Consider the following 23,386-nt stretch of genomic DNA (forward strand, 5'->3'; position numbering starts at 1 on the left):
CTCATGCCGCCGGAACCACGGCGATGGGTGCCTTGTCAGGGGACTTGACCGGGAGCAGGACCAACAGCCCGGCCAGGAGGACCAGCATGATCCCCATGATGCCCCAGCGCTGCGCTTCCCCTGGCGCGACCAGCGGCGTGGCGACGGCGATGCTCAGCGTAAAGAGCGCCGGCGCCAGGAAGCTGACGGCCCGGCCGGTGGTGGCGTAGAGCCCGAACAGCTCGCCGGACTCGCCATGCGGAGCCAGCCGGGCCAGGTACGCGCGGGAGGACGACTGCGCGGGGCCCACGAAGAGGCACAGGAACAGGCCGAAAACCCAGAAGGTGGTGCTGCCTGCCCATGCCTGCCCGAAGAACACATAGTCGCCGTTGCCCAGGACGAGGATCACGGTCCCGGCAACCAGCAGCCCCACCAGGGAACCGGTAATGACGGCCTTGGGCCCCACCCTGTCGTCCAGGAAGCCGCCGATGAACGCCCCCACCGCGGCCACCACATTCCCGAAGATGGCGAAGAAGATGACCTGGGACAGCTCGAACCCGAAGGTGCCTGCCGCGATGACTCCGCCGAAGGTGAAGACGGCGGCCAGCCCGTCCCGGAACACGGCGCTCGCCAGGAGGAAGTAGATGGTGTGCGGGCTGGTGGCGTAGATGGCCTTAATCCGGCGGACCAGCAGCGCGTAGCTGGCCACAATCCCAAGTCGCCTGGCGTATGCCGGGCGCGGCAGCTCCGGCACGGCGAAGAGGACGGGCAGGGCGAAAACGAAGAACCAGAGCGCCGAGAAAACGGCTACCAGCCGGATGTTCAGGCTGTCGGCCGTAGATGCGCCGAACCACTCAAAGCGGGGCTGGACAAAGAGCTGCAGCACCACCAGCAGCGCCACGATCCCGCCCAGGTATCCCGCGCCCCAGCCCAGGCCGCTGACTTTCCCAATATTCCGCGGCGTGGAAATCTGCGTGAGCATCGCGTTGTAGTTAACACCGGCAAATTCGAAAAACACATTTCCCAGCGCAATGAGCGTCACGCCCAGGAGCAGGAATTCGGGGCGCGGAAAAACGAAGAAGCACAATGCCGTGAGGATGGCGACGGCGGTCGTGTTGACTCCCAACCACAACTTCCGGCGGCCGCCGGCGTCCGAACGCTGCCCGGTGACCGGCGCCAGGAGCGCAATGGCCAGGCCAGCCACGGCCAGTGCCGCGCCCAGGGCCGCCGAGGCCTGGTCTTCGCCGCCGAACGCCTTCGAGGTGAGGTACACCGTGAACACGAAGGTGGTCATTACCGCGTTGAAGGCGGCAGAGCCCCAGTCCCAGGCGGCCCAGGCGAGGACCTGGCCCTTTCCGGGCCGGCGGCTTCCGGGCGGGGCTATGGAGCCGGGTTGCGACGCGGGCCCGCCAAGGCCGGGAGCGCCTGCGCTGTCCATGGGTGTGGCGCTGTTCATAGGTGCATCGTAGCCGTCGAAGGGGGCCCGGCTTGATAAACTGGCACCTCTTCCGAACCTGACTTTTTGCCCGCCTGCTCCAACTTTTGATAATCGAATTCCTGACGTTGCGGAGATTCCAGTGATCACAGTCCTTGCCGTGCACTTTTCGGTGGCTGTGCTGGCTCCGTTCCTGTTCAGGAAATGGGGCCGGAACTCGTTTTACGCGCTCGCTGCCGTGCCCGCGGGCTCCTTCGGCTGGCTGGTCCTGCAGCACGGTTCGGTGTACCGGGACCTGGTTCCAGCGAGCTATCCGTCCTCGGAGGTGGCGGAGTCCTACCCCTGGATTCCCGGCCTCAGCCTGGACCTGGCCTTCCGGATGGACGCGCTGGCCTGGGTCATGTCGCTCCTGGTCCTGGGCGTCGGTGCGCTGGTGCTGGTCTATTGCGCCCGCTACTTCAAGCGGAAGGACCAGGACCTGGGCGCGTTCGGCGCGCAGCTGCTGGCGTTCGCCGGTGCCATGTTCGGGCTGGTGGTGGCGGACGACCTCCTGCTCCTGTTCATCTTTTGGGAACTGACCACCATCCTGTCCTACCTGCTGATCGGGTTCGCCCGCACCAGGCTGGCCGCACGCCGGTCCGCCCTGCAGGCGCTCATGGTGACCACCGCCGGCGGCCTGGCCATGCTCGTGGGACTGGTCATGCTGGGCCACGCGGCGGGAACGTATCGGCTCTCGGCGATCCTCACGCAGGCGGAGCCGCTGCTGGCGGGACCGCAAGGCGCCATGGCGGGGGCCGCCGTCGTGCTCATCCTGGTGGGTGCCATCACCAAGTCCGCGCTGGTCCCGTTCCATTTCTGGCTGCCCGGCGCCATGGCGGCCCCCACCCCGGTAAGCGCCTACCTGCACGCCGCCGCGATGGTGAAGGCCGGGATCTACCTGGTGGCGCGGCTGGCACCGGGGTTCGCCGAGGCGCCGTACTGGCAGCCGGTGGTGCTCGGGTTGGGCCTGGCAACCATGCTGGTAGGCGGCTACCGCGCGCTGCGGCAGAGCGACATCAAGCTCATCCTGGCGCACGGCACGGTCAGCCAGTTGGGCTTCCTCACCGTGGTGGTGGGGCTGGGCACGCCGGAAGCCGCGCTCGCCGGCCTGGCGATGCTGCTGGCGCACGGGCTGTTCAAGGCCGCGCTGTTCCTGGTGGTGGGCATCATCGACCACCAGTCCGGAACGCGCGACGTCAACAAGCTCTCCGGTGTGTTCAGTTCCTCCCGCGCGCTGGGGATCGTAGCGGGTATCAGCGCCGCGTCGATGGCCGGGGTGCCGCTGCTGGCGGGGTTCGTGGCCAAGGAATCGGTCCTGGAGGCGTTTGTGCACCACGCCGAGGACCCGGCCGCCGGTCCGTGGGGGATGGTGGTGCTGGCCGGAATGGTCCTGGGCTCGCTGCTCACGTTCGCCTATAGCGCGCGGTTCATGTGGGGCGCGTTCGGCACCAAACCGGGTGTGGCGCGCACCCCGTTCAAAGCCATCAAGCCCTCGTTCCTGGCCGCGCCCGCCCTGCTCAGCCTCCTCACCATCGCCTACGGCGTGTGGCCGGCGCCAGTGGACGGGTGGATCCAGCCATACGCGGCCCAGTTCGCCTCCGCCGCGCCCGACGCCGGCACTCCCGCGGAGCAGGCAGGCCACCTGGCGCTGTGGCACGGTTTGTCCCCGGCGCTGGGGCTGACGGCGCTCACTTTCGCGTTGGGCCTGGCCCTCTATGCTGCCCGGGCGGCGGTGGAGCGGTTCCAGGCGCGGGTGCCGGCGTGGGTGGACTCGGACCGGGCGTACCAGCTGACCATCGGTGCGCTGGATGACGTGGCGGTATGGGTGACCGGCCGGACGCAGCGCGGTTCGCTGTACTTCTACCTGGCCGTCATCCTCACTGCCGCGTTCGCACTCCCGCTGGCGGTCCTGCTGGTGGCCCGAAAGCCGCTGCCGGACGGGATCTACCTCGTGGATCCGCATTCACCGCTGCAGCTGGTGGTGGGCGCCGGAATCGTTGCCGCTGCGCTGGCAGCGGTGCGGGCCAACAAGCGTTTCCTTGCGGTGCTCATGGTCTCCGTGGCGGGATACGGAATCGCGCTGATGTTTGCCCTGCAGGGGGCGCCGGATCTGGCGCTCACGCAGATGCTCGTGGAGACCATCATCCTGGTGGCCTTCGTGCTGGCCATGCGGAGCCTGCCGGCCGAGCTGCGGGACCGCACCGGCGGCAGGTACCGGGTGGTCCGCGTGATCATCGGCCTCGCGTTCGGCACCACCATGGTGTTGGCGGCCATCCAGGCCATGGGCGCCCGGATCGCGGTACCGGTCTCCCTCGGGTTCCCGCAGCTGGCCTACGAAGGGGGCGGCGGAAAGAACGTTGTCAACGTGACCCTGGTGGATATCCGGGCATGGGACACTTTCGGCGAGCTCGCGGTCCTGGCGCTCGCGGCAACCGGGGTGGCCAGCCTCATTTTCATCCGCGGCCGGGGCGACAGCCTCAAGTCCTCCAGCACCGTGGCCGAAGGCACCGTGGGCCGGCATACCGGTGTGGACCCCGGTTCCCGGGATGGCGCAGCGCTGGCGCTTAGCCGGAAGTTCGCGGCCGCAGCGCGGGATCCCTGGATCGTGGCGGGCCGGACGCTGGCCCCGGAACGGCGTTCCATCATCTTTGAAGTGGTGACGCGGCTGATCTTCCACTCGCTCATCATTTTCTCGCTGTACCTGCTCCTGGCCGGCCACAACCTTCCCGGCGGAGGGTTCGCCGGGGGCCTCACGGCCGGCTTGGCCCTGGCGATCCGCTACCTCGCAGGCGGCAGGTTCGAACTGCGCGAGGCCACGCCTGTGAGCGCAGGTGCGCTCCTGGGCATCGGGCTGGCCGTGGCCGCCGCCTCCGGCGCGGTGCCGCTGCTGCTGGGCGGCCAGGTGTTTCAGACGGCCATTATCGAACTTTGGCTTCCTGTGTTCGGGGACATCAAGTTCGTCACCTCCACCATCTTCGATACGGGCGTGTACATCGTGGTGGTGGGGTTGGCGCTGGACGTGCTGCGCAGCCTCGGCGCCGAGATCGATGAACACTTCGAGGAACGGTCCGCCGTGCCTGCCAGCGGCCAGGAACCGGACGGGGTTCCGGCCGAAACCACCGTGAAGGGCAAAGCATGAGCGTCAACCTGACCCTGCTGCTGGTCATGGGCGCTCTGTTCGCCTGCGGCATCTACCTGACCCTGGAGCGCAGCCTGACCCGCGTGCTCCTGGGGCTGATGCTGCTGGCCAACGCCAGCAACCTGCTGATCCTTGCCACCGGCGGTTATGCCGGGCTGGCGCCGCTGTACGCGAAGGACACTGATCCGGACGCCTACAATGACCCCCTTCCGCAGGCGCTGATCCTCACCTCGATCGTGATCTCGTTTGCCGTGACCGCGTTCATGCTCGGCATTATCTACCGCACGTGGGTCCTGGCGCGGCAGGACGAGATCCAGGACGACGCGGAGGACCTCCGCGTCGCGGAGACCCCCAGCTTCGATGCGGAGGACGACGCCGAGATCCCGGCGGAGACGTCCGAGTTCCCTGTGCTGGTGACAGGCGGGCGGGAAATACCGGTGGACAGCGCGGTATCCGAGGAAACTCCCGGTTCGCTGAACGTCACCCCGGCCGAGGGGTCCCGCTCGGCCGAAGGTTCCCGTGCGCCCGGAGCAGCCCGGCCCGCTGAAGGAGGCGAAAAGTGAACGTCGCCGCCCTGGCCCCCCTCGCCGTCGTCCTTCCCGTCCTGGGAGCGGCACTGACGTTCCTGCTGATCCGGCACACCCGTGCGCAGCGGAGTGTGAGCATCGCGCTGCTGTCCCTGACGCTGCTGCTCGAATGCCTGCTCCTGGCTTCCGTATGGGACGGCGGGACGGCCGCGGTGACCATCGGAGGGTGGCTGCCGCCGTGGGGGATCGTGATGGTGGTGGACCAGTTCTCGTCGCTGATGCTGGTGGTGTCCTCCGCGGTCAGCCTCGCGGTGCTGGTCTACGCCACCGGGCAGGGCATGGCCGACGGCGACAGCGACGCGCCCGTGTCCATCTTCCACCCCACCTACCTGATCCTGGTGGCCGGCGTCTCCAACGCCTTCCTCTCCGGCGACCTGTTCAACCTCTACGTAGGGTTCGAGATCCTGCTGACCGCGAGCTACGTGCTGATGACGCTCGGCGGGACCGGGCCGAGGATCCGCGCCGGCGTCACGTACGTGGTGGTTTCGGTGGTGTCATCGGTGCTGTTCCTGATCGCGATCGCCATGGTCTATGGGGCCACGGGCACGGTGAACATGGCCGACCTGGCGCTGAAGCTGGGCGAGCTGGACCAGGGCACCCGGACGCTGCTGCACGTGATGCTGCTGGTGGCGTTCGGCATCAAGGCGGCCGTGTTCCCGCTGTCCTTTTGGCTCCCGGACTCCTATCCCACCGCTCCCGCGCCCGTCACTGCCGTGTTCGCCGGGCTGCTGACCAAGGTTGGCGTGTACGCGATGGTGCGCACCGAGACCCTGTTGTTCCCCGGCGACTCGCTGAATACGCCGCTCATGGTGGCGGCGCTGCTGACGATGGTGGTGGGCATCCTGGGTGCCCTGGCGCAGAGCGACATCAAGCGTCTGCTGTCCTTCACGCTGGTCAGCCACATCGGGTACATGGTGTTCGGCCTGGCGATGTCCTCCGCCGCGGGGCTGGGTGCGGCCGTGTTCTACGTGGCCCACCACATCACCATCCAGACCAGCCTCTTCCTGGTGACCGGGCTGATTGAGCGACGCGGCGGCAGTTCCTCCGTGGACCGACTGGGCGGTCTGGCCAAGCTATCACCGCTGCTGGCACTGCTGTTCTTCATCCCGGCCATGAACCTGGCGGGCATCCCGCCGTTCTCCGGTTTCCTGGGCAAAGCCGGTCTGATCCAGGCCGGGATCGCCCTGGGCACGCCGCTGGCGTACGTGCTGGTGGCGGGCGGCGTACTGACCAGCCTGCTCACCCTCCTCGCAGTGGCGCGCGTGTGGAACAGGGCCTTCTGGCGCAAACCGTCCGACGCCGAACATCCGGATCCCGTGCTGCTGGCGGTTTCCGGCGGGGCCGGGGGAGCGGTGGCCGGCTCCGGCGCTGCCAGCAGCACGGGTGATACCGGCCAGCCGCACACGGTCGTGCTGCCGCGGACCATGGTGGGTTCCACCCTGGGGCTGGTGGCGCTCGGCGTCGCACTGACAATCTTTGCGGGGCCGCTCTTTACGCTGGCGGGGCAGGCCGCCCAGGACATGCTGGACCGGACCGACTATGTGCAGGCCGTGCTGGGCACGGACACCTTCGTCCCGCGGATCACCACTGCCGGAGGAGGGAAATGAGCCGCCGCCGGATTTCGCTGCGCCAGGAGCTTCCCCTGCTGGTGTGGCTCGTGATTGTCTGGGGCGCGCTGTGGCAGGACTTCAGTCCGGGGAACCTGCTGTTCGGTGCGCTGCTCGCGGTGGCCGTGGCCCGGCTGTTCTACCTGCCGCCCGTCGAACTGAGCGGCCGGTTCAACATCCTGTACGCCGTACCGTTCGCCTTTGCCTTCCTGGGAAAGGTGGCCGCCGCAAGTGCCCAGGTGCTCTTCCTGGCGGTGGTCCGTGGGCGCAGGGTGAGGAACGCCGTCGTCGCCGTGACGCTCCGAAGCCACCAGGACCTTCTGGTGACGGCCACCGGGCACGTGATTTCGCTGATTCCGGGTTCATTGGTGGTGGAGGTGGACCGTTCCACGTCCACCCTGTATCTGCACGGGCTGAACATCAGCGCCGAGCAGGACGTGGCCAGGCTGCGTAACGAAGTACTTTCCATTGAAGCGGGGCTGATCAGGATCATGGGCACACCGGCCGAACTTGAGATTGTCCGACGGGAGGCCGCCGCATGATGCAGTCCGTGCTGGCCGTGACGGCCGTGATCCTGTCGCTCGCCGCGGGCGGGGCCATTATCCGGATTGCCCGCGGACCTTCGCTGCTGGACCGCGTACTGGCCACCGACGTCCTGCTGGCGATCCTGGGCGCAGCGCTGTGTATCGACATGGCCGTGAACCGCCACCTGAACAACCTGATGCTGGTGGTGGCCATCTCGATTATCGGCTTCGTCGGCTCCGTGACCGTGGCGCGCTTCGTTGCGGACAGAAGGGAGCAGCCGCATGAATCCTGAATTGCTGACGGGCTACCGGGCGGTGGGCGAGACTGTCGCCGGCGTTGATGCTTGGGTGGACGCCGTTTCTGCGGTGTTCATGGTGGTCGGCGCTGCCCTGTCGCTGGGCGCCGCCATAGGCCTGCTGCGGTTTCCGGACCTGCTGAGCCGGATGCACGCCGCCACGAAGCCGCAGGTGCTGGGACTGTTCCTGCTGCTGGCGGCGATCGGGCTGCAGCTGCGCACCTGGTGGGTGTGGCCCGTGCTGCTGGTGGCCTGGATCTTCCAGTTACTGACGGTGCCGGTCTCCGCGCACATGGTGGGCCGGGCCGGTTACCGGACCAAGCACCTGCACCGGGAACTGCTGACCTCGGACGAGCTCGAAGCCGTGGTGCAGAAAGCCGCCGGCAACCCGCCTCCCGAGGAATGAGTGAGGCGGGTTGCCGGCGGCAGATTGAAGCGCGGGGCTAAACGATGTCCTGGCTCTTGGCGAAGCGGGTGATGGCGCGCTGGGTGCCGCGGTTCGCCAGGACCTGGATGACGGTGCTCACCGATGCGGAGATCAGGGCGAACGTCAGGGCCGAGTGCAGGCTGGTGGGCACATCCTCGTCCTTGCCGGTGGGAGGCTTCCGGCCTGTGGTCTTCTCCCAGACGGTGTTGACCACCTTGGTGCCGACGAAGCCTGCCACCAGCGAGATGCCGGTGCCGAGCAGCTTAATGAAAAGGTTCATTCCTTGTACTCCTTGCGGGCAGAAAACGGACTGACCCCAGCCTAACGGCCCGGCGCCGTAATTTTCCCCGCCGCCATTGGCCGCTGCGGTGTAAACTGAACCAGCCCTCAGGGGCCGCATCATTCGAAAACACATCATTCAAACGACAGGGGAGCGCCGCCGTCGGGCATCACTGGCTCAGCCAGGAACCCGTCCGGGCGCTGAGAGTGCGGGAAGCCGCAGACCCTCGAACCTGATCCGGTTAGTACCGGCGTAAGGGAGTCGAGTTCTCGAAGTGCCCGGCAACACCGTCCAACGCGGTTGCCGGGAGCACTTTCCCCTCCTGTTACCCAGGAGGATCACCATGGCAACTGCAGCAATCAAGAAGACCCCCGGCAAGTCCTGGCGCGTCGTGGACATCGTGGTGGCGGCGCTGATCGCCATCGCCGGCGGCGTCATTTTCTGGGCCTGGTCCCAGGGCGCGCTGGCAGTGTCCGGCCCGATGAACGCCGTCTACCCGCCCCTGACCGGCCTGATCGCCGGCGGCTGGATGATTCCGGCCGTCCTGGGCATGCTCATCATCCGCAAGCCCGGCGCGGCGCTGTTCTGCGAGACGGTCGCAGCCACGGGCGAGCTGCTGATGGGGTCGCAGTACGGCACGTCGGTGCTGTTCTCCGGGTTCGTCCAGGGCCTCGGCGCAGAGATCATCTTCGCGATCTTCGTCTACAGGAAATTCAACCTGCCGGTGGCACTGATCGCGGGCGCCGCTGCCGGCCTGTTCTGCGGGCTGAACGATTCGTTCTCCCCGTGGGGCTGGAACATCGCCTATTCCGCCGGCGACAAGTTCGCGTACATCCTGTTCACCAGCATCTCCGGTGCGATCATCGCCGGTGCGCTGTCCTGGATCGCCACGCGCGGCCTCGCCCGGACCGGCGTCCTGAGCCCCTTCGCCTCCCGCAAGGCGGCCACGGAGCCCGTCTTCTCCTGATGTCGGAACCTTCCGGCAGCGCCTCCGCCGTCCGCCCCGCCGCGGTGGCCGCCCGCGGCTGGGGCTGGCGGCACGCCGGGCGCACCAAGCCGGCCGTCCAGGGCCTTGACCTGGACATCGAGCCGGGGGAGCGTGTGCTCCTGCTCGGCCCGTCGGGTGCCGGCAAGTCCACGCTGCTCCACGCCCTCGCCGGGGTGCTGGGGGACGCGGAAGACGACGGCGAGGCCGGCGACGCTGACGAGTCCGGTTCCCTTCTGGTCGATGGAGCTTCCCCCCGAGGCCGGCGCGGCCGCGCCGGACTGATGCAGCAGGACCCGGAGACGCAGGTGGTTCTTTCGCGCCTTGGTGACGATGTCGCCTTCGGCGCCGAGAACCTGGCCGTTCCCCGTGACGCCATCTGGGCGCGCGTGCACGAGGCGCTGGCCGACGTCGGACTTTCCCACCTGCCGCTGCACCACCCCACGTCTGCGCTGTCCGGAGGGCAAAAACAGCGGCTCGCGCTGGCGGGCATCCTGGCGATGCGCCCAGGGCTGGTCCTGCTGGACGAGCCCACCGCCAACCTGGACCCGGCTGGCGTGCTGGAGGTCCGGGACGCCGTGGGCCGCTGCCTGGACAAGACCGGCGCCACGCTGGTGGTGGTGGAGCACCGTGTCTCCGTCTGGAAGGACCTGGTGGACCGGATCGTGGTCCTGCAGCCGGGGTCCGCTGCGGACCCCGCTGTGCTGCTGGACGGGCCGCCGGACCGGGTGCTCACCGAGGCCAGGGCGATGCTCATGGCCGCCGGCGTATGGGTGCCCGGCCACGTGCCGGCCACGCGCGCACGTGTGGCCATGCCCTCACCGGGCTCCGGCGACCTCCTGCTCGCGGCCGAAAAGCTGGGCGTCTCCAGGGAACGCGCGCGCCGCAAGGGATTCGGCAAGATCCCGCCGGTCCCGGTCCAGCGCGATGTCACGGCGCAGGTGCGGGCTGGCCAGGCCCTGGCCATCACGGGGCCCAACGGGGCGGGGAAGTCCACGTTCGCGCTGACCCTCGCCGGGCTATTGGCGCCTGTGGAAGGCAAGGTTTCCGCCACCGTTGAACTGAGCCGCGGCGCGGGAATCGACCCGTACCAGTGGAAGGCGGAGCAGCTGATCGAACGGATCGGCACTGTGTTCCAGGAGCCCGAGCATCAGTTTGTCACCGGGACAGTGCGGGACGAACTGCTGTTCGGTCCGCGGCACCTCGGGCACGGCGAAGAACGGGTTGACGAACTGCTCGAGCGGCTGCGGCTGACGGCCCTGGTGGACGCGAACCCCTACACACTCTCCGGAGGCGAGAAGCGGCGGCTCTCTGTGGCAACGGTCCTGGCCGCGAGCCCGCAGGTGCTGGTCCTCGACGAACCGACGTTCGGGCAGGACGCCACCACGTGGGCAGAACTTGCGTCCTTCCTGTCCGAGCTCCTGGACCAGGGCACTTCCGTCGTGGCAGTAACCCACGACGCCGAATTCACCGCCGCGCTCGCCGGTGCCGAGCTGCATATGGCAGCGCCGGAACGGGTGGCATCGTGACGGGGGCAGCGCGGCAGGAACTGAACCTGCGCGGCAACCAGGCGCTGCTCACCCGTGCCAACCCCCTGAGCAAGTTCGCGGCGGTCTTCCTCATGACACTGGTGCTGGCGCTGTCCATCGACTGGGTTTCAGCCTCCGTGGCGCTGGTGTTCGAAGTCCTCCTGTTTCCGCTGGCAGGGCTGACCTTCGTGCTGCTGTGGCAGCGCGGGTGGCCGCTGATCCTCGCCGCGGCGGTGGGGGGCTGGAGCACCTCCATCCTGGCGCCGGACAGTGGAAGGACGCTGATCGACGTCGGGCTGTGGACCATGAGTGAAGGGTCCTTGGAACTGGGCGCCGGGTTCATGCTTCGGGGGCTGGCGATCGCGCTGCCCGCGGTGCTCCTCATGAGCTGCACCGACCCGACGGACCTCGCGGACGCACTGGCACAGAAGGCGCGCCTGCCGCACCGGTTTGTGCTGGGAACCCTTGCCGCCATGCGGCTGGTGGGCCTGCTGGCGGAGGAATGGCAGACCATCGGCATGGCGAGGCGGGCACGCGGCGTCGGCTCGCGGGGAAATATGCTGCAGAGGGCCAAAGCCACCCTCGGGCAGAGCTTCGGGCTGCTGGTCCAGGCGATCCGGCGTGCGTCGCGGCTGGCCGTGACCATGGAGGCGCGCGGGTTCGGCGGCGGGCCGCGGACCTGGGCACGGGAGTCCACGTACAGCCGGCTGGATCTCTGGGTGTTTGTGGGTGGCGCGCTGATTGCGGGGCTGTCGGCGGCCGCCGCCATCTCCGCCGGGACCTGGAACATGGTGTGGCTGGAGAACTGAGACTCTGCCCTTGGCTGCTTTGCGAATATCGCACGTGCCGGGTAACTGGCTACGGGGATCGGCGCGCAGGTGGATCTGAAGCCGCCGTCGTAACTCATCGATGATATATTTGGTGGTATGACGCAGGAAACTACCGAACACGTAGCCGCCATGCTCAGGAACGCCCGCGGCGAAAAGGGCTGGACGCAAGGACAGCTGGCGGCCGAGCTCGGAACCAGCCAGAGCGCCGTGGCCCGGATGGAGCAGGGCAAGCAGAACCTGAGCCTGAAGATGATCCAGCGGCTCGAAACCATCTTTGAACGCAGCATTGTGAACGTGGGCAAGCCGCGGATGACCCACCTCCGCGTGGAGGGTGGCCGCACGCTCTCCGGTGCCGTGGACGTCAACAGCAGCAAGAACGCCGGCGTGGCACTGTTGTGTGCGAGCCTCATGAACCGCGGGACCACCGTCCTCCGACGCCTGGCGCGCATCGAGGAAGTGAACCGGATTGTCGAGGTGCTGGTGAGCATCGGCGTCGAATGTACCTGGCTCAACGACACCGACCTGCGCCTGCGCCGCCCGGCCGCGCTGGACCTGGCCGGCATGGATATCGATGCCGCCCGCCGCACCCGCAGCGTCATCATGCTGCTGGGGCCGCTGCTGGACGAGACAGCCGAATACCGCCTGCCGTACGCCGGTGGCTGCGACCTGGGTACCCGCACCGTCGAGCCGCACATGCAGGCGCTGCGCCAGTTCGGCCTGTCCGTGGAGGCCTCTGCCGGTTTTTACACTGTCCAGGCACCGCCGGCGGATGCCCGCGAACGGTCCTTCGTGCTGACCGAGCGCGGCGACACCGTGACCGAAAACGCCATCATGGCCGCCGCGCACCGCGAGGGCACTACCGTTATCCGCAACGCAAGTCCTAATTACATGGTCCAGGACCTGTGCTTCTACCTGCAGATGCTGGGCGTGGCCATTGAGGGCGTGGGAACCACCACGCTTCGGATCACCGGCCGCCCTCGGATTGAGGCCGACGTCGAATACTTCCCCTCCGAAGACCCGATTGAGGCGATGAGCCTGATCACCGCCGGGATCGTGACCAATTCCGAGGTGACCGTGCGCCGTGTGCCGATTGAGTTCATGGAGATCGAGCTGGCCACGCTGGAGCAGATGGGCCAGCAGCTGGAAATCTCGGGTGAATACATGGCCCGGAACGGCCGCACCCGCCTGGTGGACGTCACCACCAAGCCGTCGGAGCTGCGGGCACCGGAGGACAAGATCCACCCGATGCCGTTCCCCGGACTGAACATCGACAATCTGCCCTTCTTTGCGGTGATCGCCGCCAACGCTCACGGCCAGACCATGATCCACGACTGGGTGTACGAAAACCGGGCCATCTACCTCACGGAGCTGAACCGGCTGGGTGCGCAGGTGCAGCTGCTGGATCCGCACCGCATCTACGTCAATGGGCCTACCAAGTGGCGTGCCGCCGAGGTGGGCTGCCCGCCGGCGCTACGGCCTGCCGCCTGCCTGCTCCTGGCCATGCTCGCGGCCCGCGGCGTGTCCGAGCTGCGGAACATCTACGTGATCGAGCGCGGCTACGAGGATCTGGCGGAGCGGTTGAACACCATCGGCGCCAAGGTGGAGTACTTCCAGGACTGAGTATTCACGGTTCGTCATGAATGTGACGTTTCGCCGCGCAAACGCCACATGCTCCCGCAGAATGGAAGTATGCGTACATTCGGCGTTGAGGAAGAGCTTCTGATCGTCTCTCCGGAAACGGGGGAGCCGCTCGCACTGGCCGACGTCATGCTGTCCGGACGGCGCGTGGCCGCCGACGATGCGCCGCAGGGCTCCCACTCCCCGGGGCCGCAGGCCTTTGCGCAGGGAACGGAGGTGCTGGAGCCCCGCGACGTCGACCCGCACTCCCTGGAGAAGCGGGACGAGACGATTTACGACGACGACGAGATGGGCTTGAGTGCCGAGCTCAAGCTTGAGCAGATAGAGACACAGACACGGCCGTGCCTTGAGTACGGGGTGCTGCTTGAGCAGATCAGGGCTGGCCGCACCCTGGCGGATCTTGCGGCCCGGAAGAGCAACGCACGGGTGGCGGCCCTGGCCACCTCGCCGCTGGCATCAGCTACCCACACCACCCCGGACCCGCGCTATGCGCTGATGCTCGAACGCTTTGGCCTCACGGCGCAGGAGCAACTAACCTGCGGGTTCCACGTTCACACGTATGTTGAGTCGCCGGACGAAGGCGTTGCTGTCCTTGACCGGATCCGCGACAAGCTGGCGGTCCTTACTGCCCTCAGCGCTAACTCGCCGTTTTGGAACGGGCAGCAGACGGGTTTCGAGAGTTATCGGACGCAAGCGTGGAACCGGTGGCCGACCGCAGGACCGTCGGCAATTTACGGTACGTACCCGGCATATCGGCGGGTGGTCACCCGGCTCCTGGACAGCGGCGTGATGCTCGACGAGGGCATGCTGTATTTCGACGCACGGCTTTCCCGGAACCACCCCACGGTGGAGGTCCGGGTGGCGGACGTCTGCCTGCGGGCCGAAGATGCAGCCCTCATCGCCCTGCTGGTCCGGGCATTGGTGGAATCCGCCAGCCGTGAATGGCGGGCGGGAGTCGATCCCGCACCGGTGCCGACCGTGCTGCTGAGGATGGCGTCCTGGCAGGCCAGCAGCAGCGGTCTTAGCGGGGAACTGCTGGACTTTGGAACCTTCAGGCCCGCGCGCGCCGCGGATGTGGCCCGTTCCCTGGTGGACTACCTTGCGCCGGTTCTCGATGAGCAGGGGGAGCTGGCCGTTGCACGGCAGGGTGTGGAAGACATCATCGCGCGGGGTACGGGCGCGGCCGAGCAGCGCCGCGTCCGGGACAGGGTTCTTTCCGGAGCTCCGCCGGAGGACTTCGGATTCGGTGCCGTGGTGCAGCACGCCGTGAAGCTGACCATGCGTGACACGCTCGACCCGTCCGACCTGGATGCCGTGCCCGACCTGCTGCGGGTCCGGCAGTCCTGACCTGTTCGGCGCGTTCCGCCCGGGGTCAGCTCCCATGGATTAGGCTTGGCTCCAAATTGCTGGGGGGCGGGGCGGTGCACAAAATCAACAGGGGGAGGCTCCGGGCTGGACCCGGTCCGGAGGCCGCAGTCGAGCTCGCCCTCGATGAAGCACGGGAACGTTACAGGTCCCTCTTCCAGCACAACCCGCATGCCGTCTACTCCTTCGACCTGGAAGGCAGGTTCCTCTCGGCCAATCCCGCCTGCGAACGCCTGACCGGCCACACCGAAGCGGAGTTGCTGCAGCTGACGTTCCACCAGCTCATAGCCCCGGAGGCGATGGCGCGGACCATTGCCGCCTTCGGGCAGGCGGCAGCAGGAGAACCACAGCACTACGAATCTACCCACCTGCACAAGGACGGCCACCAGGTGGACATCGCAGTTACCAACATGCCGATCATCGTGGCCGGATCTGTGGTTGGTGTCTACGGCGTGGCTGAGGACATCAGTGAACGCCGCAGGGCGGAGGAAGCACTGCGGGAAGGCGAGGCGTACTACCGCAAGATCCTTGAGGAGATCGCCGAGGGCTACTTCGAAACAGACTTGGCCGGCAATCTTACCTTTGCCAATGACGCGCTCTGTGCACTTTTTGGCTGCTCCCGCGACGAGATGCTGGCGCTCACCCACAAGGATTTTTCGGGCCCCCGGGAAGCAGCCAAGGTATCGGGGCACTTCAGGAGGGTACTCGCCAGCGGAGTCCCCGAGCCCGGCTTCGAATGGACGATGACGCGCAGGGGCGGGGAACAGCGCGTTGTGTCCACTTCGGCGTCACTGATCCATGCCCCGGATGGAACCCCGGCCGGATTCCGCGGCATCACCCGGGACGTTACAGAGCGCAACCTTGCCCAGGAAGCGCTGCGGCGCAGCGAAGAGCGGTACAGGCTGGCAATGCGCGCCACCCAGGAGGTGATCTGGGACAGTGATCTGCAGGCAGGGAAGACGATACTGCATGGCGCCGTCCGCGCGATGTTCGGCATCGCCCACCAGACGTTCGACCACGCCGGGGCGTGGTTGGAATCCAGGATCCATCCGGAGGACAAGGATTCCCTCCTGGAATCGATCGACTGGCTCTTTGGCTCCGACGGCGAAATGTGGAGCAGGGAGTTCCGGGTCCGCCGCCAGGACGGCAGTTACATGGACGTCTTTGCCAGGGGCCATGTGGTCCGTGGCCCGGACGGTGAGGCCCTCCGCTTTGTCGGGTCGATGATGGATATCAGTGCACAGAAACGCAGCGAGGCGGAGCTCGAACGGTTGGCCTTCATCGACCCGTTGACCGGCCTGGCGAACCGGAGCCGGCTGCTTGCGCAGCTTGATGACGCCTTGGCCAAAGCACACAGCTCGGGCAGTGCCGTGGCGGTCTTCTTCCTGGACCTGGACCGGTTCAAGCTCATCAATGACGGAATGGGGCATGCAGCAGGGGACAGCCTGCTCGCCCAGTTCGGCGCCCGGCTCACCGCAGTCATCCGGACCCAGGATGTTGCCTCGCGCTTCGCCGGGGACGAGTTTGTGGTCGTCTGCAGCGACACGGATGAGGAGAACGCCCGGAAAATAGCGGACAGGATAGCCTCGGCTGTCCAGGAGCCCTTTACCATCCAAGGTAACGAGTTGTTTGTCTCAGTGAGCATCGGAATCGTCCTCTCGGAGCCGGGCGACACAGCAGACTCCCTCCTCCACCGCTCCGACGCTGCCATGTACCACTCCAAGGCTGACGGGAAAGGGGCGGCGTTCCTGTTTGACGAGAAGATGCAGCACCAGGCCCTTGAGGTCATCAACATTGAGTCCCAGCTTTCCCGTGCCATAGAACGGAACGAACTGGAACTGTACTACCAGCCGGTCCTTGACCTGGAGGACTTCAGGCCGATCGGCCTTGAAGCCCTGGTCCGCTGGAACCGGCCAGGCGTTGGGATGGTGACTGCCGGGGAGTTTATCCCCATCGCGGAGAAGTCCGGGCTGATTCTCCGAATCGGCGCCTGGGTGCTGCAGGAGGCTCTGCAGCAGGCCCGAATCTGGCGTCAGTCGCTCCCCGGGGCGGAGGATCTCGCCATCGGGGTGAATATCTCCGCCAGACAATTGCAGGACCCCTCGATCTTCGACGAAGTCCAGAAGGCAATAGCCGCAGTAGGAATCCAGCCGGACGCCGTCGTGCTTGAAATTACCGAGTCCGAACTGGTCGGTGACCTGGATGGCTCCGTCCAGGTCCTGGAGCGGCTGCGGAAACTGGGGGTGGGAATAGCTGTGGATGACTTCGGAACGGGATATTCCGCCCTCAGCTACCTCAGCCGCATTCCGGCCAACGTCATCAAAATCGACCGGTCTTTCATCAGGCCGCTGGGACGGGAAGGCGCTGCACGCGCACGCGCCCTCGTCGCCGCCATCATTTCCATGGCTGCCGCGCTGGACCTGGTAGTGGTAGTCGAGGGTGTTGAAACTGACGGCCAGGCGGCCGAGGTAGCAGGACTGAACGCTCGGCTGGGCCAGGGCTACCACTGGTGCCGGCCACTCCCCGGGACCGCAATCGAGGAGTGGCTGCGTACGCAGTACGCCTGGGTAGCCGCGGAGCGTGCACAGGGCCGTGACTGCCTCAGATTTGCTTCAGCGCCTGTTCAAGATCGCCGATAAGGTCGCTCACGTCCTCAAGGCCCACGGACAACCGGACCACTCCGTCAGTCAGCCCGATGGCCGCGCGTCCCTCCGGACCCACCGCGCGGTGCGTGGTGGTGGCAGGGTGCGTGATGAGCGACTTCGCGTCGCCCAGGTTGTTGGAAATGTCAATGATGCGCAGCCCGTCCAGCAGTGCGAACGCCGCGTCCTTGCCCGTCCGGCCGGCGCCCGCTGCCAGTTCGAACGTCAGCACTGTCCCTCCGGCCCGCATCTGCCTGGCCGCCAATTCGTACTGGGGATGTGATTTCAGCAGCGGGTACTTGACCCACTGGACTGCAGGCTGTTCCTCCAGCCACTTTGCCAGCCGCAGTGCTGTGGAGGAAGAGTGGTTCACCCTTAGTGCCATGGTCTCCAGGCCCTTGGTCAGCACCCAGGCGTTGAACGCCGACAGTGCGGGGCCGGTGTGCCGCATCAGCTGCTTCACGGGCCCCTCGATGAACTCCTTGGTGCCCAGGATCGCTCCGCCCAGCACCCGTCCCTGCCCATCGATGTGCTTGGTGCCCGAGTAGACGATGACGTCGGCGCCCAGGTCGCCGCAGCGCTGCAGCAGGGGCGTGGCAAAGACATTGTCGACGACGACGGCGGCCCCGGCGGCATGCGCCAGGTCGCTGACCGCAGCAATGTCCACGATTTCCTGCATCGGGTTGGACGGCGATTCAAAGAAGACGGCAGTGGTGGGCTGCGACAGGGCCTCGCGCCACTGGTCCAGGTCCGGGCCGTCCACGAACACCGTCTCCACACCCCACCGGGGCAGGATTTCGTTGAGAATCACGAAGCAGGACCCGAACAGGGAACGGGCGGCAACCACGCGGTCACCGGCAGCGAGCAGCGCACCCAGGGCGGTGAATACCGCGGACATGCCGGACGCCGTCGCAAAGCACGCCTCGGTCCCCTCGAGGAGGCGCAGCCGTTCCTGGAAGGTGGCCACGGACGGGTTGCCGTAGCGGGAGTACACGAACCGCTCGTCTTCGCCGGTGAATGCGCGCTCGGCGGCGGCGGCGGATTCGTAGACGAAGCCGGAGTTCAGGAAGACGGCCTCGGATGTTTCCTGGAAGTTGGTTCGGTCCAGGCCGCCGCGGACAGCCTGGGTGTCAGCGCTCCAGGTGGCGGCATCCGGGTTGAACGTCACTCGGAGATCCCCAGGTTGGTGGGCAGGCCGCTGTTCTTCCAGCCGTTGACCGTCCGCTCACCGTGCCGGTCAGGGACGCCCTCGAACCCTTCAAGGATGTTGTACGACGTGAAGCCGGCCTGCGTGGCAGCGATGGCGGCCGAGATGGAACGCTGGCCGGAGCGGCACAGGAAGAGCAACTCGGCGTGGGGGTCCTCCGGCGCCTGGCTCCGCAGGTCATTGATGAAGTCAGGGTTGGGAATCCCGCCGGGAAAGGTCCACTGGATGAACAGCGGGTCGTTGTCCGTGGCGTTCGTGTCCGGGATGCCGATGTGCGCCCATTCGCCTTCGGTGCGCACATCCACCAGGATGGCGCCCTGCTCCAGTTTGGCCCAGGCCTCGTGCGGCGTGAGGTCGCCTGCGTAGCTCACGCGTGTCCCTCGCCGTCGAACTCGAGGTCCGGAGATTCCAGGTCTTCGACGGCGGTGGCCACGGCGGCGTCTGCGGAGGCGATGGCGGACGGCAGGATCAGGGCCTGCGCCACGATGACTCCCGTGCCGTTGAACGTGGCCGCCGGGCTGCCGTGCAGGACGTAGCCCTCGGAGAGGGCGGTCGAAATACGCTCACAGAAGGCGCGGTCATCGGGGCCCGTAATCAGGCGGTAGGACAGTTTTTCTTCAGGGGCGGATGCGTCAGACACGACAGAACTCCTTCTCTCACGCTTGCAGCTCGAATGGGTCGATATGCCGAGTATTCACCTGAGGCACCCCGCCGCGAAAGGGAGGGTTGCCGACCGACCAGTCAGGGCTTGGCGCCGGTTCTCATTACTCCCCCAAAACGTAACATCCGGGGCGCACCCCGGCACCGCCCTCGTCGTCATGTTCCGTAACTGAAATGTGCGCGCCGGCAAGGAAGGCAGGGATCCCGCGTCTGCGGCGTGGCGGCGGAGCAGACGTGACGCATCCCATATACTGCAGCCTGCATGGCCTCTGGTAAGGTAACGCTAACCTTCCTTTTGTGTTCGTTTCGTGCGGCTTCGGCCGTTTCTTCCAGGAGTGCCTCCTCATGCATCGACCCAAGCTTCTTGCTGCCTGCGCCGCGTTGACGGTGTCCGCTTTGGCCTTGAGCGGCTGCGGCGTGCTGGGCATCGGCAAGGAGCCGGCGGACCTGCAGATCTATTCGGCCCGCCATTACGACCTTGAGGGCGCGTTCGGCGAGTTCACCAAGGAGACCGGCATTTCCGTCGAGTTCATCACCGGTGATGACGCGGAGCTGCTGGAGCGGGTCAAGGCCGAAGGAAAAGACACCCCCGCGGATATCTTCATGACCGTTGACGCGGGCAACTTGTGGAACGCCGGGCGGCAGGACGTGCTTGCCAGCGTTAAGTCGCCCGCCCTTGAACAGGCCGTACCGGCCGACCTGCGGGACCCCGACGGAAAGTGGTTCGGCCTCGCGATGCGCGCCCGCACCATCACCTACAACCCGGAGAAGGTGGATCCGGCCGAATTCGATACCAAGGACACCTACGCCGGCCTGGCCGACGCTAAGTGGAAGGGGCGCCTGTGCATGCGCGACGCCACCTCTTCCTACACCCAGTCACTGGTTGCCGGCCTGATCGACCTCCACGGCAAGGAAAAGGCCCTTGAGATCGTCAAGGGCTGGGTGGCGAACGACGTGGACATCATGAGCAACGACGTCCTGCTGCTCGAGGCGATCGACGCCGGTGCGTGCGACGTTGGCATTAACAACCACTACTACCTGGCCCGCAAGCTGGAGTCAGACCCCAACTTCGGCGTTGACCTGTTCTGGGCCAGCCAGGCAGGCGCGGGAACTCACGTGAACATCTCCGGTGCGGGCGTGGTGGGGAACTCGGACAATCCTGAAAAGGCCCAGCAGCTCATTGAATGGCTGGCAACCAAGGGGCAGAATGCCTTCGTGGACGCGAACCACGAGTTCCCCGTGAACCCGTCCACCAAGCCCGAGCCGCTGATCGCAGGCTTCGGCGACTTCAAGCGCATGCCCCTGAACGCCGAGGCTTACGGCGACCTGAATGCCGAGGCCACCGAGCTGCTCGCCGAAGCGGGATATAAGTGAGCCGACCGGCTGTCCTGACCGCATCTGCCGCGCCGGCCAGGCGGCGGATGCTCGCCGGAAACGGGCGGCCGCTCTGGTCCGCGCTCGTCCTGCTGGTGGCCGCCCTGGTGGCAACGCCCGTTGTAGCCGTCCTCGTGGACGGTATCGGCACGCTGGGCAGCGGGACCGTGCCGCGCGACCTCGGCGCAATGGTGCTCACCACCGTGCTGCTGATGGTCGGCGTCGGTGCCGGAACGCTGCTGGTGGGGGGCGGACTCGCCTGGCTGGTCACCGCCTACACCTTTCCGCTCCGCAACGTCCTTTCCTGGGCCTTGGTGCTTCCGCTTGCGATGCCCGCCTACATCCTGGGCTTCGTGTTCCTTTCCACCTTCGACGTCGGCGGTCCGGTACAGGCCTTGCTGCGGTCAGTCTTCGGCCCCGGCGCCTGGCTTCCTGAGGTGCGGTCCCTGCCGGGCGCGATCCTGGTGATGTCGCTGACGCTCTACCCCTACGTCTACCTCCTGGCCCGCACGGCGTTCAGCGAGCAGGGTGCCGCCACCTACGATGCTGCCCGCACCCTGGGCGCCAGCCGTGGCCGGACCCTCTGGCGCGTCCTGGCGCCGCTCGCCCGGCCGTCCCTTGCCGCTGCCCTGGCGCTGGTGATGATGGAAACCCTCACGGACTTCGCCACCGTCCAGTACTTCAACGTCCAGACGGTCTCGGTGGGCGTGTACCTGGTGTGGAAGGGAAGCTTCGATTTCCATGCCGCCACCCAGCTCTCCGTCCTGGTCCTCCTCTTCGCCGTGGCGGTGCTCGCCGCTGAGCGCCTGTTCCGCGGCCGGTCCCGGTTCCACCAGAAAGCCGGCAGGGGAGAAGGGCTCCAGCCACGGAAACTGTCCGGCTGGGCCGGGTGGGCCGCAATGCTCGCGGGCGTGGCTGTCCTCTCCGCGGGCTTCCTGCTTCCCCTTGCCCGGCTGGCCGCCTGGGCGGTTGGCGAGGCCGTGTCGTCCGCCGCAGGACCGATGCTTGACCCGCGTTTCCAGGGCTACCTGCTGAACAGCATGGTGGTGGCGGCGATTGCGGCCCTGGCGTGTGCGGCCCTTGCCTTGGCCATCGGACACAGCGTGCGCCTGGGCGGCGGACGGGTGGTTGTTTCGGCAGCGCAGGCCACCACTTTCGGCTACGCCGTTCCCGGAGCCGTGATCGGCATCGGCGTCCTCATCGCCTTCGCCAAGCTCGACGAACTCGTGGAAGCTGCCGGCGTGCCCGGCGGTACCGGGCTGCTGGTGACCGGCTCGGTGGCCGGCATCCTTGCCGCGTACGTGGTCCGTTTCCTGGGGCCCGCCTACCAGGCCGTGGACGCGAGCTTCGCCAAGATCTCACCAGCCTTGACGGCGTCCGCGTTGAGCCTCGGCGCCACTCCGGGACGGCTGCTGGCCCGGATACACCTCCCTCTGGCCCGCCGCGGAGCGGCCGTGGCCGCCGCCCTCGTGGCCATCGACGCGGTTAAGGAACTGCCGATCGTCCTGCTCCTGAGGCCGTTCGGATTCACCACCGTTTCGGTGTGGGTGTATGAGCTGGCCCGCGAGAACTTCTGGGAAAAGGCGGCCCTGCCAGCCCTGGGCATCGTGGCCGTCGCCATCATTCCGGTGTATTTCCTCTTCCGGCGGACTGCCGGCCTGCGTACCGGGGCGGGGGCATCATGAGCAGTCTGACGAACAGCACTATCGCCAACGGAACACCCTCCGTGGAGCTTGCGGGCGTCAGCATGAGTTACGGCAAGGTCGCCGCTGCGGCGTCCATTGACCTGACAGTGGCGCCCGGCGAGCTGGTCAGCGTCATCGGACCCTCAGGGTGTGGAAAATCCACCATGCTTCGGCTCATCGCCGGGCTGGAACGGCCCGATGCCGGCACCATCATCATTGCCGGCGAGACCGTTGCCGACCGGCGCCGGTTCCTGGAGCCGGAACACCGCCGCGTAGGCCTGGTGTTCCAGGAGCATGCGCTCTTCCCCAACATGACCGTGACCAAGAACGTCGCCTTCGGGCTTAACCGCATGCCTGCCGCGGAGCGCCGGAAGCGGGTTGCCGAGGTGCTGGACATCGTCCGCCTGGGGCACCTGGCCGGACGCTACCCGCACGAGCTTTCCGGCGGAGAACAACAGCGAGTGGCGCTGGCGCGCGCCCTGGCGCCCCGCCCCGCCGTCGTACTCTTGGATGAGCCGTTCTCCAGCCTGGACGAAACGCTCCGCGGCCGCGTGCGAGCCGACATCGTCACTGCGCTGCAGGAGAGCGGAACCACGGGCCTGTTCGTCACCCACGACCAGACCGAGGCGCTGTCCGTGGGGCAGCGCGTGGTGGTGATGCGCGCCGGAGCCATCGAGCAGAGCGACGTACCGGAGAGGGTCTTTGAACAGCCGGCCACGCGCTTTGTGGCTTCCTTCATGGGTGATGCAGACTTCCTTCCAGCCCATGTCCACAACGCGCTGCTGACCTGCGAGATCGGAGTCGTCTCCACCGTTCCCGGCTGGGGCGGGTGCGATGTCGACGTCGACGTGGTGCTGCGGCCCCACGAGGTGGCGCTCAGCCTTGATCCGGCCGGTACCGCCGAAGTGATATCGCTGGAATACAGGGGGGCGTTCGTCCTCCACCACGTCCGGCTGGCCTCCGGCCGCACCCTCCGCTCCTGGCAGCCGCACCAGGTGCGCCACGCCCCGGGCACCCGGGTCCAGGTTTCCGTCACTGCGGGAACGACGCCGACCCTCCTGGTCGGTGACCACGCGGTCACCGGTCCGCCGGCCGGCTCAGCCCGCTCCGCACAGCGGCCGCCGGCGCCTTCTCCTGCCACAACCCTGAGGTAATTTC

The 23,386-nt window shown here is 67.0% G+C and carries 20 protein-coding genes and 2 riboswitches; of the genes, 15 read left to right on the plus strand and 5 right to left on the minus strand.

Annotated features, from left to right (window positions below):
• Position 1 precedes the first annotated feature (1 nt).
• Entirely contained in the window at positions 2-1,417 is a 1,416-nt protein-coding gene (locus ACFWIX_RS00175) for an MFS transporter (RefSeq protein ID WP_377214898.1), read from the minus strand.
• A gap of 139 nt (positions 1,418-1,556) precedes the next feature.
• Between ACFWIX_RS00175 and ACFWIX_RS00180 the strand changes: the two genes are divergently transcribed.
• Genes ACFWIX_RS00180 through mnhG form a run of 6 tightly spaced genes read left to right on the plus strand, consistent with a single transcriptional unit; the run spans position 1,557 to position 8,012 of the window.
• The gene (locus ACFWIX_RS00180; protein WP_377214092.1) at positions 1,557-4,592 is read left to right on the plus strand and encodes a Na+/H+ antiporter subunit A; all 3,036 of its coding nucleotides are present in this window, start codon (positions 1,557-1,559) and stop codon (positions 4,590-4,592) included.
• Positions 4,589-5,155: a Na(+)/H(+) antiporter subunit C gene (locus tag ACFWIX_RS00185; protein WP_377214093.1), complete on the plus strand. Its 567-nt coding sequence runs from the start codon at positions 4,589-4,591 to the stop codon at positions 5,153-5,155. The genes ACFWIX_RS00180 and ACFWIX_RS00185 overlap by 4 nt, the downstream gene beginning before the upstream one ends.
• Positions 5,152-6,786, plus strand: a complete 1,635-nt coding sequence (locus tag ACFWIX_RS00190; protein ID WP_377214094.1) for a Na+/H+ antiporter subunit D — start codon at positions 5,152-5,154, stop codon at positions 6,784-6,786. The genes ACFWIX_RS00185 and ACFWIX_RS00190 overlap by 4 nt, the downstream gene beginning before the upstream one ends.
• On the plus strand, positions 6,783-7,328 hold the full coding sequence (locus tag ACFWIX_RS00195; protein ID WP_377214095.1) for a Na+/H+ antiporter subunit E: 546 nt from the start codon (positions 6,783-6,785) through the stop codon (positions 7,326-7,328). Before ACFWIX_RS00190 ends, ACFWIX_RS00195 begins: the two co-directional genes overlap by 4 nt.
• The gene (locus ACFWIX_RS00200) at positions 7,325-7,603 is read left to right on the plus strand and encodes a monovalent cation/H+ antiporter complex subunit F (RefSeq protein WP_377214096.1); all 279 of its coding nucleotides are present in this window, start codon (positions 7,325-7,327) and stop codon (positions 7,601-7,603) included. The genes ACFWIX_RS00195 and ACFWIX_RS00200 overlap by 4 nt, the downstream gene beginning before the upstream one ends.
• The gene (gene mnhG / locus ACFWIX_RS00205; RefSeq protein WP_377214097.1) at positions 7,593-8,012 is read left to right on the plus strand and encodes a monovalent cation/H(+) antiporter subunit G; all 420 of its coding nucleotides are present in this window, start codon (positions 7,593-7,595) and stop codon (positions 8,010-8,012) included. The genes ACFWIX_RS00200 and mnhG overlap by 11 nt, the downstream gene beginning before the upstream one ends.
• 37 nt (positions 8,013-8,049) lie before the next feature.
• On the opposite strand, the gene ACFWIX_RS00210 is transcribed toward mnhG, so the two are convergent.
• Positions 8,050-8,313: a DUF4235 domain-containing protein gene (locus tag ACFWIX_RS00210; protein WP_377214098.1), complete on the minus strand. Its 264-nt coding sequence runs from the start codon at positions 8,311-8,313 to the stop codon at positions 8,050-8,052.
• A gap of 137 nt (positions 8,314-8,450) precedes the next feature.
• Positions 8,451-8,590, plus strand: a riboswitch (TPP riboswitch).
• Between the two features lie 66 nt (positions 8,591-8,656).
• On the opposite strand from ACFWIX_RS00210, the gene ACFWIX_RS00215 reads away from it, so the two are divergent.
• From ACFWIX_RS00215 to ACFWIX_RS00240, 6 genes are all read left to right on the plus strand, one after another.
• The gene (locus ACFWIX_RS00215) at positions 8,657-9,280 is read left to right on the plus strand and encodes an ECF transporter S component (protein ID WP_377214099.1); all 624 of its coding nucleotides are present in this window, start codon (positions 8,657-8,659) and stop codon (positions 9,278-9,280) included.
• Positions 9,280-10,827: an ABC transporter ATP-binding protein gene (locus tag ACFWIX_RS00220; RefSeq protein ID WP_377214100.1), complete on the plus strand. Its 1,548-nt coding sequence runs from the start codon at positions 9,280-9,282 to the stop codon at positions 10,825-10,827. The genes ACFWIX_RS00215 and ACFWIX_RS00220 overlap by 1 nt, the downstream gene beginning before the upstream one ends.
• A complete protein-coding gene (locus tag ACFWIX_RS00225; RefSeq protein WP_377214101.1) occupies positions 10,824-11,636 on the plus strand; it encodes an energy-coupling factor transporter transmembrane component T family protein in 813 nt (270 codons plus the stop codon). The genes ACFWIX_RS00220 and ACFWIX_RS00225 overlap by 4 nt, the downstream gene beginning before the upstream one ends.
• A gap of 117 nt (positions 11,637-11,753) precedes the next feature.
• Positions 11,754-13,277: a UDP-N-acetylglucosamine 1-carboxyvinyltransferase gene (locus ACFWIX_RS00230; protein ID WP_377214102.1), complete on the plus strand. Its 1,524-nt coding sequence runs from the start codon at positions 11,754-11,756 to the stop codon at positions 13,275-13,277.
• Positions 13,278-13,346: 69 nt separating this feature from the next.
• Positions 13,347-14,642, plus strand: a complete 1,296-nt coding sequence (locus ACFWIX_RS00235; RefSeq protein ID WP_377214103.1) for a glutamate--cysteine ligase — start codon at positions 13,347-13,349, stop codon at positions 14,640-14,642.
• A gap of 74 nt (positions 14,643-14,716) precedes the next feature.
• On the plus strand, positions 14,717-17,299 hold the full coding sequence (locus ACFWIX_RS00240) for an EAL domain-containing protein (protein WP_377214104.1): 2,583 nt from the start codon (positions 14,717-14,719) through the stop codon (positions 17,297-17,299).
• Here ACFWIX_RS00240 and ACFWIX_RS00245 read toward each other — a convergent pair.
• The 3 genes from ACFWIX_RS00245 to ACFWIX_RS00255 are packed head-to-tail and all read right to left on the minus strand — an operon-like array spanning position 17,262 to position 19,149.
• Positions 17,262-18,470: an O-succinylhomoserine sulfhydrylase gene (locus ACFWIX_RS00245; RefSeq protein ID WP_377214105.1), complete on the minus strand. Its 1,209-nt coding sequence runs from the start codon at positions 18,468-18,470 to the stop codon at positions 17,262-17,264. The genes ACFWIX_RS00240 and ACFWIX_RS00245 overlap by 38 nt on opposite strands.
• Positions 18,467-18,880 carry a rhodanese-like domain-containing protein gene (locus ACFWIX_RS00250; protein WP_377214106.1) on the minus strand — a complete coding sequence of 138 codons (414 nt, stop codon included), beginning with the start codon at positions 18,878-18,880 and terminating at the stop codon, positions 18,467-18,469. The genes ACFWIX_RS00245 and ACFWIX_RS00250 overlap by 4 nt, the downstream gene beginning before the upstream one ends.
• On the minus strand, positions 18,877-19,149 hold the full coding sequence (locus ACFWIX_RS00255; RefSeq protein ID WP_377214107.1) for a DUF1737 domain-containing protein: 273 nt from the start codon (positions 19,147-19,149) through the stop codon (positions 18,877-18,879). The genes ACFWIX_RS00250 and ACFWIX_RS00255 overlap by 4 nt, the downstream gene beginning before the upstream one ends.
• A 13-nt stretch (positions 19,150-19,162) precedes the next feature.
• Positions 19,163-19,278: riboswitch (SAM riboswitch) on the minus strand.
• 236 nt (positions 19,279-19,514) lie between these two features.
• On the opposite strand from ACFWIX_RS00255, the gene ACFWIX_RS00260 reads away from it, so the two are divergent.
• From ACFWIX_RS00260 to ACFWIX_RS00270, 3 genes are read left to right on the plus strand one after another with little or no spacing between them, the layout of a single operon-like run.
• A complete protein-coding gene (locus ACFWIX_RS00260) occupies positions 19,515-20,543 on the plus strand; it encodes an extracellular solute-binding protein (RefSeq protein WP_377214108.1) in 1,029 nt (342 codons plus the stop codon).
• A complete protein-coding gene (locus tag ACFWIX_RS00265; RefSeq protein WP_377214109.1) occupies positions 20,540-22,228 on the plus strand; it encodes an ABC transporter permease in 1,689 nt (562 codons plus the stop codon). The genes ACFWIX_RS00260 and ACFWIX_RS00265 overlap by 4 nt, the downstream gene beginning before the upstream one ends.
• A complete protein-coding gene (locus ACFWIX_RS00270) occupies positions 22,225-23,382 on the plus strand; it encodes an ABC transporter ATP-binding protein (protein ID WP_377214110.1) in 1,158 nt (385 codons plus the stop codon). Before ACFWIX_RS00265 ends, ACFWIX_RS00270 begins: the two co-directional genes overlap by 4 nt.
• The last annotated feature ends 4 nt before the right edge of the window (positions 23,383-23,386 follow it).

It is taken from the genome of Pseudarthrobacter sp. NPDC058362 (assembly GCF_042723515.1).
In the GTDB taxonomy this organism is placed as follows: Bacteria; Actinomycetota; Actinomycetes; order Actinomycetales; family Micrococcaceae; genus Arthrobacter.

Excerpts from the sequence above, each read along its gene's own strand:
- ACFWIX_RS00185 (WP_377214093.1), top strand. The coding sequence starts at position 4,589 with ATGAGCGTCAACCTGACCCTGCTGCTGGTCATGGGCGCTCTGTTCGCC.
- ACFWIX_RS00195 (WP_377214095.1), top strand. The coding sequence starts at position 6,783 with ATGAGCCGCCGCCGGATTTCGCTGCGCCAGGAGCTTCCCCTGCTGGTG.
- ACFWIX_RS00210 (WP_377214098.1), bottom strand. The coding sequence starts at position 8,313 with ATGAACCTTTTCATTAAGCTGCTCGGCACCGGCATCTCGCTGGTGGCA.
- ACFWIX_RS00230 (WP_377214102.1), top strand. The coding sequence starts at position 11,754 with ATGACGCAGGAAACTACCGAACACGTAGCCGCCATGCTCAGGAACGCC.
- ACFWIX_RS00260 (WP_377214108.1), top strand. The coding sequence starts at position 19,515 with ATGCATCGACCCAAGCTTCTTGCTGCCTGCGCCGCGTTGACGGTGTCC.
- ACFWIX_RS00235 (WP_377214103.1), top strand. The coding sequence starts at position 13,347 with ATGCGTACATTCGGCGTTGAGGAAGAGCTTCTGATCGTCTCTCCGGAA.
- ACFWIX_RS00220 (WP_377214100.1), top strand. The coding sequence starts at position 9,280 with ATGTCGGAACCTTCCGGCAGCGCCTCCGCCGTCCGCCCCGCCGCGGTG.
- ACFWIX_RS00175 (WP_377214898.1), bottom strand. The coding sequence starts at position 1,417 with ATGGACAGCGCAGGCGCTCCCGGCCTTGGCGGGCCCGCGTCGCAACCC.
- ACFWIX_RS00200 (WP_377214096.1), top strand. The coding sequence starts at position 7,325 with ATGATGCAGTCCGTGCTGGCCGTGACGGCCGTGATCCTGTCGCTCGCC.
- ACFWIX_RS00270 (WP_377214110.1), top strand. The coding sequence starts at position 22,225 with ATGAGCAGTCTGACGAACAGCACTATCGCCAACGGAACACCCTCCGTG.
- ACFWIX_RS00215 (WP_377214099.1), top strand. The coding sequence starts at position 8,657 with ATGGCAACTGCAGCAATCAAGAAGACCCCCGGCAAGTCCTGGCGCGTC.
- mnhG (WP_377214097.1), top strand. The coding sequence starts at position 7,593 with ATGAATCCTGAATTGCTGACGGGCTACCGGGCGGTGGGCGAGACTGTC.